The 15249-nt window shown below is 74.7% G+C and carries 12 protein-coding genes; 5 read left to right on the plus strand and 7 right to left on the minus strand.

What is annotated here, in order from left to right:
• Positions 1-111: 111 nt before the first annotated feature.
• Both xylA and xylB read right to left on the minus strand, forming a co-directional pair.
• The gene (gene xylA, locus AB0C78_RS45250) at positions 112-1269 is read right to left on the minus strand and encodes a xylose isomerase (protein WP_360760906.1); all 1158 of its coding nucleotides are present in this window, start codon (positions 1267-1269) and stop codon (positions 112-114) included.
• 11 nt (positions 1270-1280) lie between these two features.
• Entirely contained in the window at positions 1281-2669 is a 1389-nt protein-coding gene (gene xylB, locus AB0C78_RS45255) for a xylulokinase (protein ID WP_360760908.1), read from the minus strand.
• 90 nt (positions 2670-2759) lie between these two features.
• On the opposite strand from xylB, the gene AB0C78_RS45260 reads away from it, so the two are divergent.
• Positions 2760-3962, plus strand: a complete 1203-nt coding sequence (locus AB0C78_RS45260) for an ROK family transcriptional regulator (RefSeq protein WP_360760910.1) — start codon at positions 2760-2762, stop codon at positions 3960-3962.
• On the opposite strand, the gene AB0C78_RS45265 is transcribed toward AB0C78_RS45260, so the two are convergent.
• The 3 genes from AB0C78_RS45265 to AB0C78_RS45275 are packed head-to-tail and all read right to left on the minus strand — an operon-like array spanning position 3959 to position 8858.
• On the minus strand, positions 3959-5482 hold the full coding sequence (locus AB0C78_RS45265) for a glycoside hydrolase family 43 protein (protein ID WP_360760912.1): 1524 nt from the start codon (positions 5480-5482) through the stop codon (positions 3959-3961). The genes AB0C78_RS45260 and AB0C78_RS45265 overlap by 4 nt on opposite strands.
• The gene (locus AB0C78_RS45270; protein WP_360760914.1) at positions 5479-7797 is read right to left on the minus strand and encodes a glycoside hydrolase family 3 N-terminal domain-containing protein; all 2319 of its coding nucleotides are present in this window, start codon (positions 7795-7797) and stop codon (positions 5479-5481) included. The genes AB0C78_RS45265 and AB0C78_RS45270 overlap by 4 nt, the downstream gene beginning before the upstream one ends.
• The gene (locus AB0C78_RS45275) at positions 7794-8858 is read right to left on the minus strand and encodes a LacI family DNA-binding transcriptional regulator (RefSeq protein ID WP_360760961.1); all 1065 of its coding nucleotides are present in this window, start codon (positions 8856-8858) and stop codon (positions 7794-7796) included. Before AB0C78_RS45275 ends, AB0C78_RS45270 begins: the two co-directional genes overlap by 4 nt.
• Positions 8859-9117: 259 nt before the next feature.
• Here AB0C78_RS45275 and AB0C78_RS45280 point away from each other — a divergent pair, with 259 nt between their 5' ends.
• The 3 genes from AB0C78_RS45280 to AB0C78_RS45290 are packed head-to-tail and all read left to right on the plus strand — an operon-like array spanning position 9118 to position 12238.
• The gene (locus AB0C78_RS45280; RefSeq protein ID WP_360760916.1) at positions 9118-10416 is read left to right on the plus strand and encodes an extracellular solute-binding protein; all 1299 of its coding nucleotides are present in this window, start codon (positions 9118-9120) and stop codon (positions 10414-10416) included.
• Positions 10413-11414, plus strand: coding sequence for a sugar ABC transporter permease (locus AB0C78_RS45285; protein ID WP_360760918.1), 1002 nt, complete (start codon positions 10413-10415; stop codon positions 11412-11414). The genes AB0C78_RS45280 and AB0C78_RS45285 overlap by 4 nt, the downstream gene beginning before the upstream one ends.
• Positions 11411-12238 (plus strand): carbohydrate ABC transporter permease, encoded by an 828-nt coding sequence (locus tag AB0C78_RS45290; protein ID WP_360760920.1) that lies wholly within the window; start codon positions 11411-11413, stop codon positions 12236-12238. Before AB0C78_RS45285 ends, AB0C78_RS45290 begins: the two co-directional genes overlap by 4 nt.
• Before the next feature lie 40 nt (positions 12239-12278).
• On the opposite strand, the gene AB0C78_RS45295 is transcribed toward AB0C78_RS45290, so the two are convergent.
• Positions 12279-13073 (minus strand): alpha/beta hydrolase, encoded by a 795-nt coding sequence (locus tag AB0C78_RS45295; RefSeq protein ID WP_360760922.1) that lies wholly within the window; start codon positions 13071-13073, stop codon positions 12279-12281.
• A 50-nt stretch (positions 13074-13123) separates the two neighbouring features.
• Between AB0C78_RS45295 and dinB the strand changes: the two genes are divergently transcribed.
• Positions 13124-14320: a DNA polymerase IV gene (dinB, locus tag AB0C78_RS45300; protein WP_360760924.1), complete on the plus strand. Its 1197-nt coding sequence runs from the start codon at positions 13124-13126 to the stop codon at positions 14318-14320.
• On the opposite strand, the gene AB0C78_RS45305 is transcribed toward dinB, so the two are convergent.
• Positions 14317-15147: an NAD(P)H-binding protein gene (locus AB0C78_RS45305; protein ID WP_360760926.1), complete on the minus strand. Its 831-nt coding sequence runs from the start codon at positions 15145-15147 to the stop codon at positions 14317-14319. The genes dinB and AB0C78_RS45305 overlap by 4 nt on opposite strands.
• Positions 15148-15249 lie beyond the last annotated feature (102 nt).

Below are 15249 nucleotides of genomic sequence, written 5' to 3' on the forward strand. Positions count from 1 at the left end.
GTTTCACGCTCCGCTGGCGCTCCGCGCGAAACGCCCTGTCCGTCGCCGGGCGAGCCTGCTGCGCTCGCCGGCGCTCGCTCCGCGGGCTCGCCCGCGAGGGGCGTCGGTGGATCAGCGGACGCCGTAGAGGTGTTCGAGGGCGAGCTGGTCGAGGCGCTCGAAGGCGGCGCCGCGGGTGGCGAGGGCCTCGATGTCGGGGGACGCGTCGCGGACGGAGCGCCAGTCCTCGCCGTCGGCGAGGGTGGGGACGGCCAGCTCGTCGAGCTTGGCGGCGCGCAGGGCGTCCTGCACCTCGGGGTCGGCGCGGAAGGCGCGGGCCTTCTCGCGCAGGATCAGCCAGTTGCGCATGCAGGCCTTCGCCGACTCCCAGACGCCCTCGTCGTCCTCGGTGCGCGGCGGCTTGAAGTCGAAGTGGACCGGGCCGCTGTAGTCGCTGTTCTCGATGAGGTCGACGACCCAGAACGCGCCGCGCGCGTTGCCCGCGCCGAAGCGGAGGTCCTGGTCGTAGCGGGGGCCGTGCTGGCCGTTCAGGTCGATGTGGAACAGCTTGCCCTGCCACAGCGCCTGCGCGAGGCCGTGCGCGTAGTTGAGGCCGGCCATCTCCTCGTGCCCGACCTCGGGGTTGAGGCCGACGTTCTCGGACCGCTCCAGGGTCTGGATGAACGCGAGGGCGTGGCCGATCGTGGGGAGCAGGATGTCGCCGCGCGGCTCGTTCGGCTTCGGCTCGATGGCGAAGCGCAGGTCGTAGCCCTGGTCGGCGACGTAGTCGCCGAGGACGTCGAACGCCTCCTTGTAACGGTCCAAGGCGGCGCGGACGTCCTTGGCGGCGCCCGACTCGGCGCCCTCGCGGCCGCCCCAGCACACGTAGGTCTCGGCGCCCAGCTCGGCGGCGAGGTCGAGGTTGTCCATGACCTTGCGCAGCGCGAACCGGCGGACGTCGCGGTCGTTGGCGGTGAACGCGCCGTCCTTGAAGATCGGGTGCGAGAACAGGTTGGTGGTCGCGGTGGTGACGACCAGGCCCGTCTCGTCCAGGGCCTTCCTGAACGCGTCGATCCGCTCCTGGCGCTCGGCGGGCGAGGCGTCGAAGTCGAAGACGTCGTTGTCGTGGAAGTTGACGCCGTAGGCGCCGATCTCGGCGAGCTTGCGGACGGCGCGCTCGGCGGGCATCGGCGGGCGGGTGCCGGGGCCGAACACGTCGACGCCCTGCCAGCCGACCGTCCAGATGCCGAACGAGAACCGGTCCTCCGGTACGGGCGTGTAGTCGCTCATGGGTCTCCTTGTCAGATCTGCGGAGCGGAGTCGCGCAGGGCGGCGTAGCGCGCGCGGATCCGCTCCGCGTCCGCCGCACGGTCGGTGGTGTGCTCGGTGGCGGGCGGCGCGGGCCAGCGCGGCGGTTCCGGCGTCCCGGCCAGCGCCCACGCCGCCTGGCGGGCGGCGCCGAGCGCGACGTACTCGGCGGGCTCCGGCACGGTGACCGGCGTACCCAGGATCGCGGGGGCCAGCGCGCGGACGGCGTCCGAGCGCGCGCCGCCGCCGATCAGCAGGGTGCGGCGCGGCGTCACGCCCTGCGCGGCGAGGTGGCCGACGGCGTCGGCGAGGGAGCACAGCAGCGCCTCGACGGCGGCCCGCGCGATGTTCTCGCGGGTGGCGTTGGACGTGGTCAGCCCGGCGAGCACGCCGGTCGCGTCGGGACGGTCGGGGGTGCGCTCGCCGTCGAGGTAGGGCAGCAGGGTCAGCCCGCCCGCGCCCGGTTCCGCGGCGAGCGCGAGCGCCGACAGCTCGTCCAGGCTCGCGCCGGTCATGGACGCGGCGGCCGTCAGGATCCGGGCGGCGTTCAGCGTGCAGACGAGGGGCAGGAACCGCCCGGTCGCGTCGGCGAACCCGGCGACCAGGCCGGACGGGTCGGCGGCCGGCGAGTCCGCGACCGCGAACGCCGTCCCGGACGTGCCGATCGATACCACGACGTCGCCCGGTTCCAGCCCGAGGCCGAGCGCGGCGCCCATGTTGTCGCCGGTGCCGGGGCCGAGCGCCGCGCCCCAGGACGTCTCGCCGACCGCCTCGCCGGGGGCGGCGACGCGCGGCGGCTCGGCGTCGTGGCCGAGCGCGGCGCGCAGGAGTTCGGGCAGGTAGGAGCCGGTGGCGGGGGACCAGTAGCCGGTGCCGGAGGCGTCGCCCCGGTCGGTGACGGGTTCGCTCGCGCCGAGCCGCCACGTCAGCCAGTCGTGCGGGAGCATCACCCGCTCGGTGCGGCGGGCGTTGTCCGGCTCGTGCTCGGCCATCCAGCGCAGCTTGCCGACGGTGAACGAGGCGAGCGGCACGCTGCCGGTGCGCTCCGCCCACGCCTTCGGGCCGCCGTGCTCGGCGACGAGCGCGCGGGCCTGCGGCGCGGAGCGGGTGTCGTTCCACAGCAGCGCGGGCCGCACGGCCTCGCCGGCGCCGTCGAGCGCGACCATCCCGTGCTGCTGCGCGGCGACGGCGACCGCGTCGGCGCGTTCGAGCAGGTCGCGGACCTGCGTCAGGGCGTCCCACCAGTGCCGGGGATGGCATTCGGTGCCGTCCGGGTGCGGCGCCGACGCCTGTCCGACGACGGTGCCGTCCTCGGCGCGGCAGAGCACGACCTTCGTCGACTGCGTCGACGAATCGACGCCCACCACCAGGGTACCGGCCATCCGCGCCCTCTTTCGTAAAGACTTTGGACTAAAGAAACTAGCAGATGGCATCCGCCCTGCCCAGACACCGGATTGAATTAGGGTGGGTTCATGACGAAGTCCGGGAACGCCCCCGTCCGGCACGCGACGATGCGCGGGCGCAACCTCGCCGTCGTGCTGGAGCACGTCGCCCGGCACCAGCCCGTCACCCGGGCCCGGCTCGCCGAGCTGACCGGCTTCACCAAGACCACCGTCTCCAACCTCGTCGGCCTGCTGGAGGGCGCGGGCCTCGTCCGCGACGGCGCGCCCGTGCACGAGGGGGAGCGGGGCCGGCCCGGCGTCGGCGTCTCGATCGCCGGGGACGGCGCCGCCGGGCTCGGCCTGGAGGTCAACGTCGACTACCTCGCCGCCTGCGTCCTGGACCTCGGCAAGCAGGTCCGGTACCGGCACGTGGTCAGCGCCGACAACCGCGGCCGCGCGCCCGCCGACGTCCTCGCCGCGCTGTCGGCGCTCGCCGCCGAGGCCGTCGCGGCGGTCGCCGGCCAGGGCCTCGCGGTCGCCGGCGCCGCCGTCGCGCTGCCCGGCCTGCTCGACCGCGAGCACGGCGTCGTCCGGCACGCCCCGAACCTCGGCTGGACGGACGTCCCCGTCGCCCTGCCGGCCGGCGCCGCGCCGCTGCCCGCCGAGTACGACAACGAGGCGAATCTCGCCGCGCTCGGCGAGCTGTGGTTCGGCGGCGGCGCGCGGCTCGGCGACTTCGTGCACGTGTCGGGCGAGATCGGGATCGGCGCCGGCATCGTCGTCGACGGCCGTGTCTTCCGCGGCGCGCACGGCTTCGCCGGCGAGCTCGGCCACCTGGTCGCCGACCCGTCCGGCCCGCCCTGCTCGTGCGGCGGGCGCGGCTGCCTGGAGCAGGTCGCCGGCCAGGAGGCGATGCTGCGCGCCGCCGGGATCCCGCAGGCCCGGACGGTCACCGGCCCGGACGGCTCGGTGAACGCGCTCCTCGACCGGCTGAACGCGGGCGACGCCGCCGCGCTCGCCGCCGTGGACCGCGCGGGCCGCGCGCTCGGCGGCGCGCTCGCGTCCGTCGTGAACCTCATCGACCCGGACGCGATCGTCCTCGGCGGCGTCTTCTCGCCGCTCGCCGAGTGGATCCGCCCGCCGCTCCAGGACGTGCTCGCCGCCGGGCCCGGGTCGCTGCGCCGCGGCGTCCCGCCGGTCGAGGTGTCGGGGCTGGCCGAGGGCGCCGCCGTCCTGGGCGCCGCCGGCCTGGTGATCGAGCGGGTGATCGCCGACCCGGCGCTGCTCCTCTAGAGCGGGACGTACTCGAACCAGCCGAAGTCGGCGTGGTTCGTGCTGGGCCGGCCGTTGGACGTGGCGTAGAGGCCGGCGAGGACGCCGGTGAAACCTCCCGCGACCTGGCTGGTCAGGAAGTCGCCGTCGATGGGGTCGCCCAGGGGCGTCCAGTGCCCCGGACGCGTCGAGTAGGACGCCCGGTACCAGCGTCCGTGGGCCTCGAACCCGAGCCCGACGACCCCGGACACGGCCGGGGCCTCGGCCAGGACGGTCGTGACGCCCTGCTCCCGCTTGGCCAGCCGCAGCCCGCCGCTCGTCACGGCCAGCACGACGTGGAAGCGGTCGTTCTGCACGAGCGCCAGCCCGGCCTCCTCCTCGTCGTCGGCCGTGAAGTCGAGGGCGGTGAAGGCGGCGAACTCCTGATCCCGCTGCCGCCGCCCAAGGAAGGACGGGTTGGCGACGTCGACGAGCGATTCCGGACGCAGGCGCAACCGCAGGTGCCCGGGACGGTCGGCCAGGCTCCACCACTGCTCGCGGGGCGTCCGCAGCATGGTCCAGGACGGGTCGAGTTCCGGCCCGTCGAACTGGTCGCACGCCGGGACGGCCGGCCACGGATGCTCCGGCAGCGACGGCACAGGGTACTCCGCCTCGACCCGTCCGCCGGTGACCGGCCAGCCGTCCTCCCAGGTGACCGGTGCGAGGAACGTCTCCCGGCCGAGGGCGCACCGGTCCCCGTGGTGCGGGCGCATGGCGAGCAGGACCATCCACCACTCGCCGTCAGGCGTCTCCACCAGGTCGGCGTGCCCCGTTCCGACGATGGGATGACCGGCGGCGAGGTCGCGGTGGGTCAGCACCGGGTTGCGGGGGTTCCCCTCGTAGGGGCCGGTGACGCGGTCGGCCCGCGCGACCACCACCGCGTGGTCCATCGCGGTGCCGCCCTCGGCGGTCAGCAGGTAGTACCGTCCGCCGATGCCGTAGAGGTGGGAGCCCTCCGACCAGATCGCGCCCTTCAGCGCCCCGTCCCAGATCACGTGCTCGTCGCCGACGAGCGACAGCGACTTCGGGTCGAACTCGCGCAGCCAGATCTCCGTGTGCCCCTCGTACCGCCCAGTCGGGCGGGTGCCGGTGCACCAGGCGCGGCCGTCGTCGTCGAAGAACAGCGACGGGTCGATGCCGTCGCCCTCCAGCCGCACCGGGTCCGACCACGGCCCGGACGGGTCATCGGCCGTCATGACGAAGTGCCCCGACCATTCCGTCCCGTCCACCAGCGTGCAGACCAGGTAGAACGTGCCGTCGTGGTGCCGCAGCGTCGGTGCGTACAGCCCGCCCGACGCGGGGACGCCGTCCAGCGGGAGCTGCTCCGGACGGTCGAGGGCGTGGCCGATCGGCCGCCAGTGCACCAGATCGCGGCTGTGGTGCACCGGAAGGCCGGGGAACCACTCGAACGTCGACGTCACCAGGTAGAAGTCGTCGCCCACCCGGCAGACCGAGGGGTCGGGGTGGCAGCCCGGCAGCACGGGGTTGCGGAACCGCCTCACAGCCGCGTCACCTCCACCGGGACGGTCAGGACGCGGTCCGGGCCGGGCTCGCGGACCGGACCCTCCAGCGTGAACGAGCCGCGCAGCGGCAGGTCGGCGCTGGACCGCCCGACGGCCGCCTCGATCACCCCGGGTTCGACGATGCGGCGCAGGTCCGGGCCGGTGAAGGAGGTCCGGTCGGCGTGCACCTCGAACGCGACGCGGGCCGCCTCGCCCGGCTCCAGCCGGACCCGCGCGAACCCGGCGAGCCAGCGCTCCGGCCGCACCACCGACGCGACCGGGTCCGACAGGTACAGCTGCACGACCTCGGTGCCCGCGCGGTCGCCGGCGTTGCGGACGACGGCGCTGACCGTGACCGTCCCGCCGGTGCCGGCGCGCTCGTCCGCCCGCAGGTCGGCGTACTCGAACCGGGTCCAGGTCAGGCCGTGGCCGAACGGGTACAGCGGCGCGGGGTCGACGGTGCTCCAGTCGTGCGCGCCGTCCATCGCCGAGCGCAGGTAGGGCACGGACGGCCCGGTCGCGCGGAGCGGCACGCTGAGCGGCAGCCGCCCGGACGGCTCGACGCGCCCGGACAGCACCCCGGCGACCGCGGGGCCGCCCTCCTGCCCGGGGAAGAACGCCTGGACGATCGCGGCGGCGCGGCCGGCGAGGCCCTCCAGCGCGTAGGGGCGGCCGGTGAACAGCACGACGACGGTCGGTGTGCCGGTGTCAAGGACGGCGGCGGCGAGGTCGCCCTGCCGGCCCGGCAGGGCGAGGGTCGGGGCGTCGCTGCCCTCCCCGGACGTGCCGCGGCCGAACATGCCGGCGCGGTCGCCGAGCGCGAGGACGCACACGTCGGCGTCCCGGGCGGCCGCGGCGGCGGCCGCGATGCCGGCGTCGTCGGGCACCAGCACGTCCGCGCCGGCCGCGACCCGCAGGTCGGCGCCCTCATCGCGGAGCGCCTCCGCCAGCGTCGGGACCTCCACGCCGAGCGGCAGCTCCGGGTGCCCGCGGCCGACGTGACCAGGGAAGGTGTAGGCGCCCAGCATCGCGAACGGGTCGTCCGCCAGCGGACCCACCAGCGCGACCCGCGCGCCGGACGCCAGCGGCAGCACACCGTCGTTCGCCAGCAGCACCACCGATTCCTCGGCGACGCGCCGGGCCAGCGTCCGGTGCGCGGGCGGGTCGAGGTCCGGCGCCGTCTCGGCGGGGGAGGGCGGGCCGTCCAGCAGGCCGAGGCCGGCCTTGAGCGTCAGGACGCGTCCCGCGGCGCGGTCGAGCAGCTCTTCGGGGACGGCGCCGCGCGCGACCTCCTCGATCAGCGGCGCGCCGTAGCAGCGGACGGTCGGCAGCTCCATGTCCACGCCGGCGCGCAGCGCGGCGGCGGCGGCCTCGCCCCGCGAACCGGCCACGCGGTGGCGGCTCTCCAGGAACGAGATCCCGAAGTAGTCGGCGACGACGACGCCGGTGAAGCCGAGCTCGCCGCGGAGCAGGCCGGTGAGCAGCCGCTCGTCGGCGGCGGCGGGCATGCCGTCCACGTCGGTGTAGGAGTGCATGACGGACCGGGCGCCGCTCCCGCGCAGCGCCATGACGAACGGTTCGAGGACGATGTCGGCGAACTCGCGCGGCCCGATCGGCGCGGGCGCCATGTTCCGGCCGTCGCGGGACGCGGAGTAGCCCGCGAAGTGCTTGAGCGTCGCGACGACGCCGGACCGTTCCAGCCCCCGCGCGTAGGCGGTGCCGAGGACGCCGACGAGGTACGGGTCCTCGCCGACGCACTCCTCCGTCCGGCCCCAGCGGGGGTCGCGGACGACGTCCAGCACCGGCGCGAGGCCCTGGTGGACGCCCGCCGCCCGCAGGCCCGAGCCGATCGCGGCGGCCATCTCCTCGACCAGCCCGGCGTCGAACGTGGCGCCCCACGCGGGCGGGCTCGGGAAGATGGTCGCGCCCCACGTCATGAAGCCGTTGAGGCACTCCTCGTGCGCGATCGCGGCGATGCCGAACCGGTTGCCGGCGGCGACGCGGCGCTGCAGGTCGCGCAGCCGCGCCGCGCCCTCGGCCGCCGCGACGGGCGCGGTCCCGAACACGCGGGTGAGCTGGCCGAGGCCGTGGCCGACCACCTCGTCCAGGGACGGCGCTTCCTCGTGCGAGTCGTCCTCCATCGGGGCGACGGGCTCGCCGGGCTCGGCGGGCATCGCCCAGAAGCCGGCGAGCTGCCCCGCCTTCTCCTCCGGCGTCATCCGGGCCAGCAGGTCGGCGACCCGCGCGGCGGCCGGCAGCGCGCGGTCCCGCCACGGTTCGCGGGCCGCGCACGCGGCCGGGACGGCTTCGGTCATCGTTCCTCCGTACGGGGCGGCGGGGTGGGGAGCGGCGTGGTGCGGGGCGGCGGGGCCGTGGACCCGCGCACGCGCAGGTCGGTGGCCAGCTCCACGCGCGGGGTGAGCGGCGGGCGGCCGTCCAGCAGCTGGAGCAGGGTGCGGGCGGCGACGCGGCCCATCTCCTCCAGCGGCTGCCGGACGGTGGTCAGCGGCGGCGACAGCCACTCGCAGGTCGGCAGGTCGTCGAAGCCGACGACGCTGAGGTCCTCGGGGATGCGCAGGCCGGCGAGCCGGGCCGCCTGGTAGGCGCCCATGGCCTGCTCGTCGCTGCCGGCGAAGATCGCGGTCGGCGGGTCGGGCAGCTCCAGCAGCTCGCGGGTGCGGGCGAAGCCGCCGCGGTGGTGGAAGTCGCCGTACCGGACGAGGTCCTTGTCGACCTCGATCCCGGCGCGCTCCAGCGCGGTCCGATAGCCGTCCACGCGGGCCTGCGTGCAGAGCATGTCGGCGGGCCCGCCGATCATCCCGATGCGGCGGTGGCCGAGGCCGATGAGGTGCTCGGTGGCGGCGAGGCCGCCGGCCCAGTTGGTGGCGCCGACGCTGGCGATGTCGGTGTCCGGGAGGTTCACCGGGTCGACCAGGACGAGGCCGACGCCCGCCTTCTCCAGCTGGGCGCGCTGCCGGTGCGTCATCCGGGACGTCACGAGGATCACGCCGTCGCTGTGGTGCAGCGCGGGGAGGTTCTGCCAGCTCGGCGGGCGGGCGTCGTCGTCGCGGACGAGCGAGACCACGACGCCGGTGCCGTGCTCGGCGCACTCGGCCTCGACGCCGCGCAGGATCTCCACCGCCCACGGGCTGTCCAGCCCGGCGAGCACCAGGTCGATCAGCCCGGACCGGCGGGCGCGCCGGGCGACGCCGCCGGGGCCGGGGTAGTTGTGGGTGCGCAGCAGCGCCTCCACCCGCTCGCGGGTCGCCGCGGCCACGTCGGTGCGGCCGTTGAGGACCTTGGACACCGTGGCGGGGGAGACCCCCGCCTCGGCGGCGATGACGGCCAGGGTCGGCCGGGACGGCGGATCCGGCATCTCGTCGGTGGTGCGCACGGGCACGCTTCTCTCCTCCCCGAGGAAACGATTGCGAACAGTATCGCAATGTTTCGCTCTCTCCTAGCCCGACATGGCGCCGAGTTGGGCGCGCTGTTTGCGGTCAACTGGCCGCCAGGCCTTGACCCTGAGGGGGAGCGTTCTTAGAGTTCCACGGCAACGGAGCCTCGAAGAGTTTCGAAATGTTTCGAGCGGATCGCCCTCCGCTCCGGCCGTCGCCCACCCCATCCAGGAGACCACCATGGGCAACCCCCACCTGTCGCGCCGCTCGTTCCTGACCGCAGTCTCCGCAGGGGCGGCCGCGGTCACCGCCGCGCCGCTGCTCGCCGCCTGCGGCGACGGCGGCTCCGGTTCGGACGGCAAGGTCACGATCGAATGGATGGACATCGCCACCACCGAGCCGTCCAAGACGCTCTATCCGAAGATCGCGAAGGCGTACGAGGCCGCGCACCCGAACGTGAAGATCAAGCTGACCAACCTGGAGAACGAGGCGTTCAAGTCGAAGATGACGGCGCTCACCGCCTCGGGGAAGCTGCCCGACATCTTCGTCACCTGGGGCGGCGGCGTGCTCAAGCAGCAGATCGACGCCGGGCTGGTCAAGGACATCACCACGTCCGCGTCCGGGCTGCTGAACACCATCACCCCGGTGTCGCTGAAGGCGTACCAGTTCGACGGGAAGACCTACGCCGTCCCGTACGACATGGGCATGGTCGGGTTCTGGTACAACAAGCGGCACTTCGAGAAGGCCGGCATCAAGGCTCCGCCGAAGACGTGGGCGGAGTTCCTGGACGACGTCCGCAAGCTCAAGTCCGCGGGGATCACGCCGATCGCGCTCGCCGGCAAGGACAAGTGGCCCGGCATGTACTACTGGGCCTACCTCGCGATGCGCATCGGCGGCATGCCCGCGATGCAGCAGGCCGCCAAGACGAACGACTTCACCGGCCCCGCGTTCGTCGGCGCCGGGCAGCACCTCAAGGAACTCGTCGACCTGCAGCCGTTCCAGCCCGGCTTCCAGAACGCCGGGTTCGACGCCCCCGGCGGGGAGGCCGCGAGCGTTGGCGCCGGCAAGGCCACCATGGAGCTGATGGGGCAGTGGGCGCCGACGGTGGAGAAGGACGCCTCCGGCAAGGGCCTCGGCGACGACGAGGGCTGGTTCCCGTTCCCGGCCGTGGACGGCGGGCAGGGCGCCCTCACCGACGTGTTCGGCGGCGGCAACGGCCACGCTCTCAGCAAGGACGCGCCGAAGGAGGCCATCGACTTCCTCGCCTTCATGCTCAACGCCCAGAACGAGCAGGAGCTCGTCTCCTCCGGCGCCTTCATGCCGGTCGTGAAGGGCGCGGAGAACACGCTCACCGACGCCAACCGCAAGCAGGTCGCCGAGGCGCTCGGCACCTCCACCGGGTTCCAGCTCTACCTCGACCAGGCGTTCCCGCCCGCCGTCGGGCAGCAGGTCAACGACAGCGTCGCCGCGCTCATCGGCGGCAAGGGCACGCCCGAGCAGGTCGCGCAGCAGGTCACCAAGGTGGCCAAGAGCCAATGACCGAACCCCTGACGCTGCCCGCCGCGACCGGCGACCGGCGGCGCACCGCCCGGACCCCGCGCGAGCGGGGGTCCCGGGCGCCGCTCGGGCGGCGGCTGCGCGGCTGGGCGTCCACCACCTGGTTCCTGCTGCCGGCGCTGCTGCTGTTCTTCCTGTTCGTCCTGATCCCGATCGCCGTCGCCCTCTACGCCAGCTTCTTCAAGTGGGGCGGGTTCGGGCGCCCCGAGGACTTCGTCGGCCTCGGCAACTACCGCAAGCTGGCCGGCGACCCGGTCTTCCGCGGCGACCTGTGGCGCGGGCTGTTGCTCGTCGTGTTGTCGTTGGCCGTCCAGCTGCCGATCGCGCTCGGCACCGCCGTGCTGCTGAACCAGCGGATGCGGGGCCGGGCGGTGTACCGGGCGGTCTTCTTCGCGCCGTACATCCTGTCCGAGGTGATCGCCGGCGTGCTGTTCGGCATCATCTTCCTGCCCGGCAGCGGCCTCGCCGACGAGCTCGTCGGCGGGCTGCCGCTGGTCGGTGGCCTCGCCGGCAAGTGGTTCTCCGACCCCGGCACCGCGCTGCCCACCCTGTTCGCCGTCATGACCTGGAAGTACTTCGGCTTCCACATGATGATCTACCTCGCCGGGCTGCAGGGCGTCCCGTCCGAGGTCCTGGAGGCCGCCGCGATCGACGGGGCCGGGCCGTGGCGCCGGTTCCGCGCCGTCACGCTGCCGCTGCTCGCGCCCACCCTGCGGATCAGCGTGTTCCTGTCCGTCATCGGCTCGATCCAGCTGTTCGACCTGGTGTGGGTGACCACGACCGGCGGGCCGACCAACTCCACGGAGACGATGGCCGTCACCATGTTCCAGTTCGGCTTCAAGCGCTACCAGATGGGCTACGCCAGCGCGATCAGCGTGGCGATGTTCCTCATCAGCATGGTCTTCTCCCTGGTGTACCAGCGCTACGCGCTGCGCCGCGACCTGCAGGGCGCGGTCACCGCGGCGGGAGGGCTGCGATGAGGGCGGCCACCGTCCGGGGCCTGTCCCGCCACGCGCTGGTGTGGGTGCTCGGCTCCTTCATCGTCGTCCCGCTGCTGTACGCCGTCGTCTCCGGGTTCAAGACCACCGGCGACCTCACCACCGACCCGGCGGGGCTCCCGCACCCGTGGAAGGTGTCGAACTACACCGGCATCCTGTCGTCGGACACGTTCTGGCGGCAGATCAGCAACAGCGTGCTGATCGCCGTGGCCACCACGCTGATCACCGTCGCCGCCGCCGCGCTGGCCGCGTTCGCGTTCGCCCGCTACGCCTTCCGCGGCCGCGAGTTCTTCTTCACGCTGTTCGCGGCGGGCCTGATGTTCCCGCCCGCGGTGGCGGTGCTGCCGCTGTTCGTCCTGCTGCGCTCGTTCGGGCTGCTCGACAACCCGCTCGGGGTGATCCTCCCGCAGGCCGCGTTCGCGCTGCCGATGACGCTCATCATCCTGCGGTCGTTCTTCCGGACGATCCCCGGCGAGCTGGAGGAGGCCGCCGTCATCGACGGCTGTGGCCGGTTCGGGTTCTTCTGGCGGATCCTGCTGCCGATGGCGCGGCCCGCCCTCGGCACCGTGTCCGTCCTCGCCATCGTGACGAGCTGGAACAACTTCTTGCTGCCGCTGCTCGTGCTGGGCGGCCAGAAATGGCAGACGATCCCCGTCGGCATCCAGCAGTTCCAGGGGCAGTACGCGACGAACTACGCGCTCGTCATCGCCTACATCGTGCTGGCGATGGTCCCTGCGATCGCGTTCTACTCCGTCGCCGAGCGGCAGCTGATCGGCGGGCTGACCGCCGGCGCGACGAAGGGCTGACCGCGCACCCGGCTGACTCGGCTCACCCCGCTCACTCGGCTCAGTCCGCGAAGGTCGTCAGCGCCTTGGCGAACATGTCCGGGTCGTCCGCCATCGCCATGTGCCCCTGCCCGGGCAGCTCGACGACCTCGGCGCCCGGGAGGAGCCGGGCCAGCGCGTCCGCCGTCGGCCGCTGGTACGGCGGGCTCGCCTCGCCGACCAGCAGCCGCACGGGCACGCCGATCCCCGCGAACCGGGCGCAGTCCTCGATCCGCGGCACGCTCTCGCTCTCCCGGACGAGCGGCGGCGCGTTGTCCAGGCAGGCCGCCCAGAACCGGCGGGCGCCGCGCAGCGCGTCGACCTGCCGCTGCGACAGGCGCATCAGGTCGCGGAAGACCGTCGCGAGGAGCCGGTCGTGGTCCTGCTCGGCGGCGATCTCGCGCAGCCGTGCCAGCGTCTCGGGGGAGGCGACGTCCCGCCACGGCGTGGTGATCGGCGGCTCGTACAGGACGAGCCGCCCGATCGCGTCCGTCGCCGCGGTCGCGTGGAGGGAGCACAGCGCCCCGTAGGAGTGGCCGACCAGGAACACGTCGCGTCCGGCCGCCTCGGCGACCGCAGCGATGTCCTCGCCCTCGCGCTCGATGGCGTACGGGCCGCCCTCCCGTGCGCTGAGGCCGCGGCCCCGGCGGTCCATCGCGTGGACGGTGAACCGCTCGGCGAGCCTCGGGAGCACCTGCGCCCAGCAGCGGCGGTCGACGGCCGCGCCGTGCACGAGGACCAGCGGCGGGCCCGCCCCGGACGTCTCGTACCCGACGATCGTCCCGTCCCTGGACTCGGCGAACCCGGTCTCGGTCACGCGGGGAGCGTACCGGCCCAGGTCGGGAACCGGTATGCGAACATATGTTCGTGTCCCGCGCCGCCACGATCCTGCACGCCGACCTCGACGCCTTCTACGCGTCGGTCGAGCAGCGCGACGACCCCGCGCTGCGCGGGCGGCCGGTGATCGTCGGCGGGGGCGTGGTGCTGGCGGCCAGCTACGAGGCCAAGGCGCACGGCGTCCGCACCGCGATGAGCGGCGGGCAGGCGCGCCGGCTGTGCCCGGGCGCCGTGGTCGTCCGGCCCCGGATGGACGCCTACGCCGAGGCGAGCAAGGCGGTGTTCGCGCTGTTCCGCGCCACGACGCCGCTCGTCGAGGGCCTGTCGATCGACGAGGCGTTCCTCGACGTGGACGGCCTGCGCCGGATCTCCGGGACCCCGGCCGGCATCGCGGCCGGGCTGCGGCGCCGGGTGGCCGAGGAGGTCGGGCTGCCTATCACCATCGGCGTGGCGCGCACCAAGTTCCTGGCGAAGGTCGCCAGCGGCGTCGCCAAGCCCGACGGGCTGCTCGTCGTCCCGCCGGACGGCGAGCTGGACTTCCTGCGCCCGCTGCCGGTGCGGCGGCTCTGGGGCGTCGGCCCGGCGACCGCCGCCAAGCTCGCCGCCTACGGCGTCGTCACGGTCGGCGACGTCGCCGACATGCCGGAGGCGACGCTGGTGTCCCTGCTCGGGCCCGGCGCCGGCCGGCACCTGCACGCGCTGGCCCGCAACCGGGACCCGCGGCCCGTCCGCACCGGGGTGCGCCGCCGGTCGATGGGCGCCCAGCGCGCGCTCGGCCGCCGGGAACGGCCGCCCGAGGAGCTGGACGCCATCCTCGTCGGGCTCGTCGACCGGCTCGCGGGGCGCCTGCGCGGCGCGCACCGGGTGTGCCGGACGGTCACGCTGCGCCTGCGGTTCGGCGACTACGCCCGCGCCTCCCGCTCGCACACGCTCCCGCAGGCCACGGCCGAGACGTCCGTCCTGCTGGACGCGGCGCGCCGGCTGCTCGGCGGCGCCGCGCCGCTGGTCGCCGAGCGCGGGCTCACGCTGATCGGGGTGTCGCTCGGCTCCCTGCACGACGACCGGGTCGTCCAGCTCGCGCTGCCGTTCGACGCCGGCGAGGCCGCGGACGCCGCCGTCGACGGCGTCCGCGGCCGGTTCGGATCGTCCGCGATCACCCGCGCGGTGCTGCTCGGCCGCGACCCGGGCATCGCGGTCCCGACGCTGCCCGACGAGCCGTCCGGCTAGCGGAAGTCGGCGGCGTGGTCGCGGGCCCACGCGGCGAACGTGCGGGCCGGGCGCCCGGTGATCCGCTCGACGTCCCCGGTGACGGGCGGCGGCGCGTCGACGGCCGCGGCCGCGTGCCGGATCAGCGCCTCGGCGACCTCCGGCGGGCCCCACCGGGCGAGGTCGCGCCGGTGCTCGTCCAGGTCCTGCCGTTCGACGGTGATACGGCGGCCGATCGCCTCGCCGATCCGCTCGGCCTGCCGCCGCCTGGTCAACCGCGCCGGTCCGGTGAGGACGGGCATGGTCGCCGCGTGTCCCGGCTCGGTCAGGGCGCGCAGCGCCACCGCCGCGATGTCGGCCTCATGGATCGGCGCCGTCCACGACTCGGGGAACGGGTCGCGGACGGTCCCGTCCGCGCGGATCGTGCCGGCCCACTGCAGCGCGTTCGTCGCGAAGCCGCCGGGGCGCAGGAACGTCCACGCGATGCCGGAACGGGCGACGGCCTCCTCCGCCTCGCCGTGCAGCCGGGCGATCGGGTCCGCCGACGCGGCGTCGGCGCCCGCCGCCGACAGCAGCACGATGTGCTCGACGCCGGCGGCGCGGGCCCGCTCGGTGAAGCCGCCGAGGCCCTGCCGCTCGGCGTAGAGGAAGACGCGGCGGACGCCGTCGAGGGCCGGGCCGAGCGTGCCCGGGTCGGCGAGGTCCGCGCGGACGGCCTCGACGCCGCCGGGCAGGCGCGCCGCCGCGGGGTCGCGGCCGGCCGCGCGGACGGGCAGGCCCGCAGCGTGGAGCTGCTGGACGAGGCTGCGCGCGACACCGCCGCGCGCTCCGGTGACCAAGATCGTCATGGCTCCAGGCTGGGGCCGCGCCGGCGCGGCGGGGTAGGCACGGCGGGGACCGGGACCCGCGGTACCACCCCGGGCGGCGGCATCATGAGGGGCATGGACACG

Source organism: Actinomadura sp. NPDC048394 (genome assembly GCF_040651755.1).
GTDB lineage: Bacteria > Actinomycetota > Actinomycetes > Streptosporangiales > Streptosporangiaceae > Spirillospora > Spirillospora montaniterrae.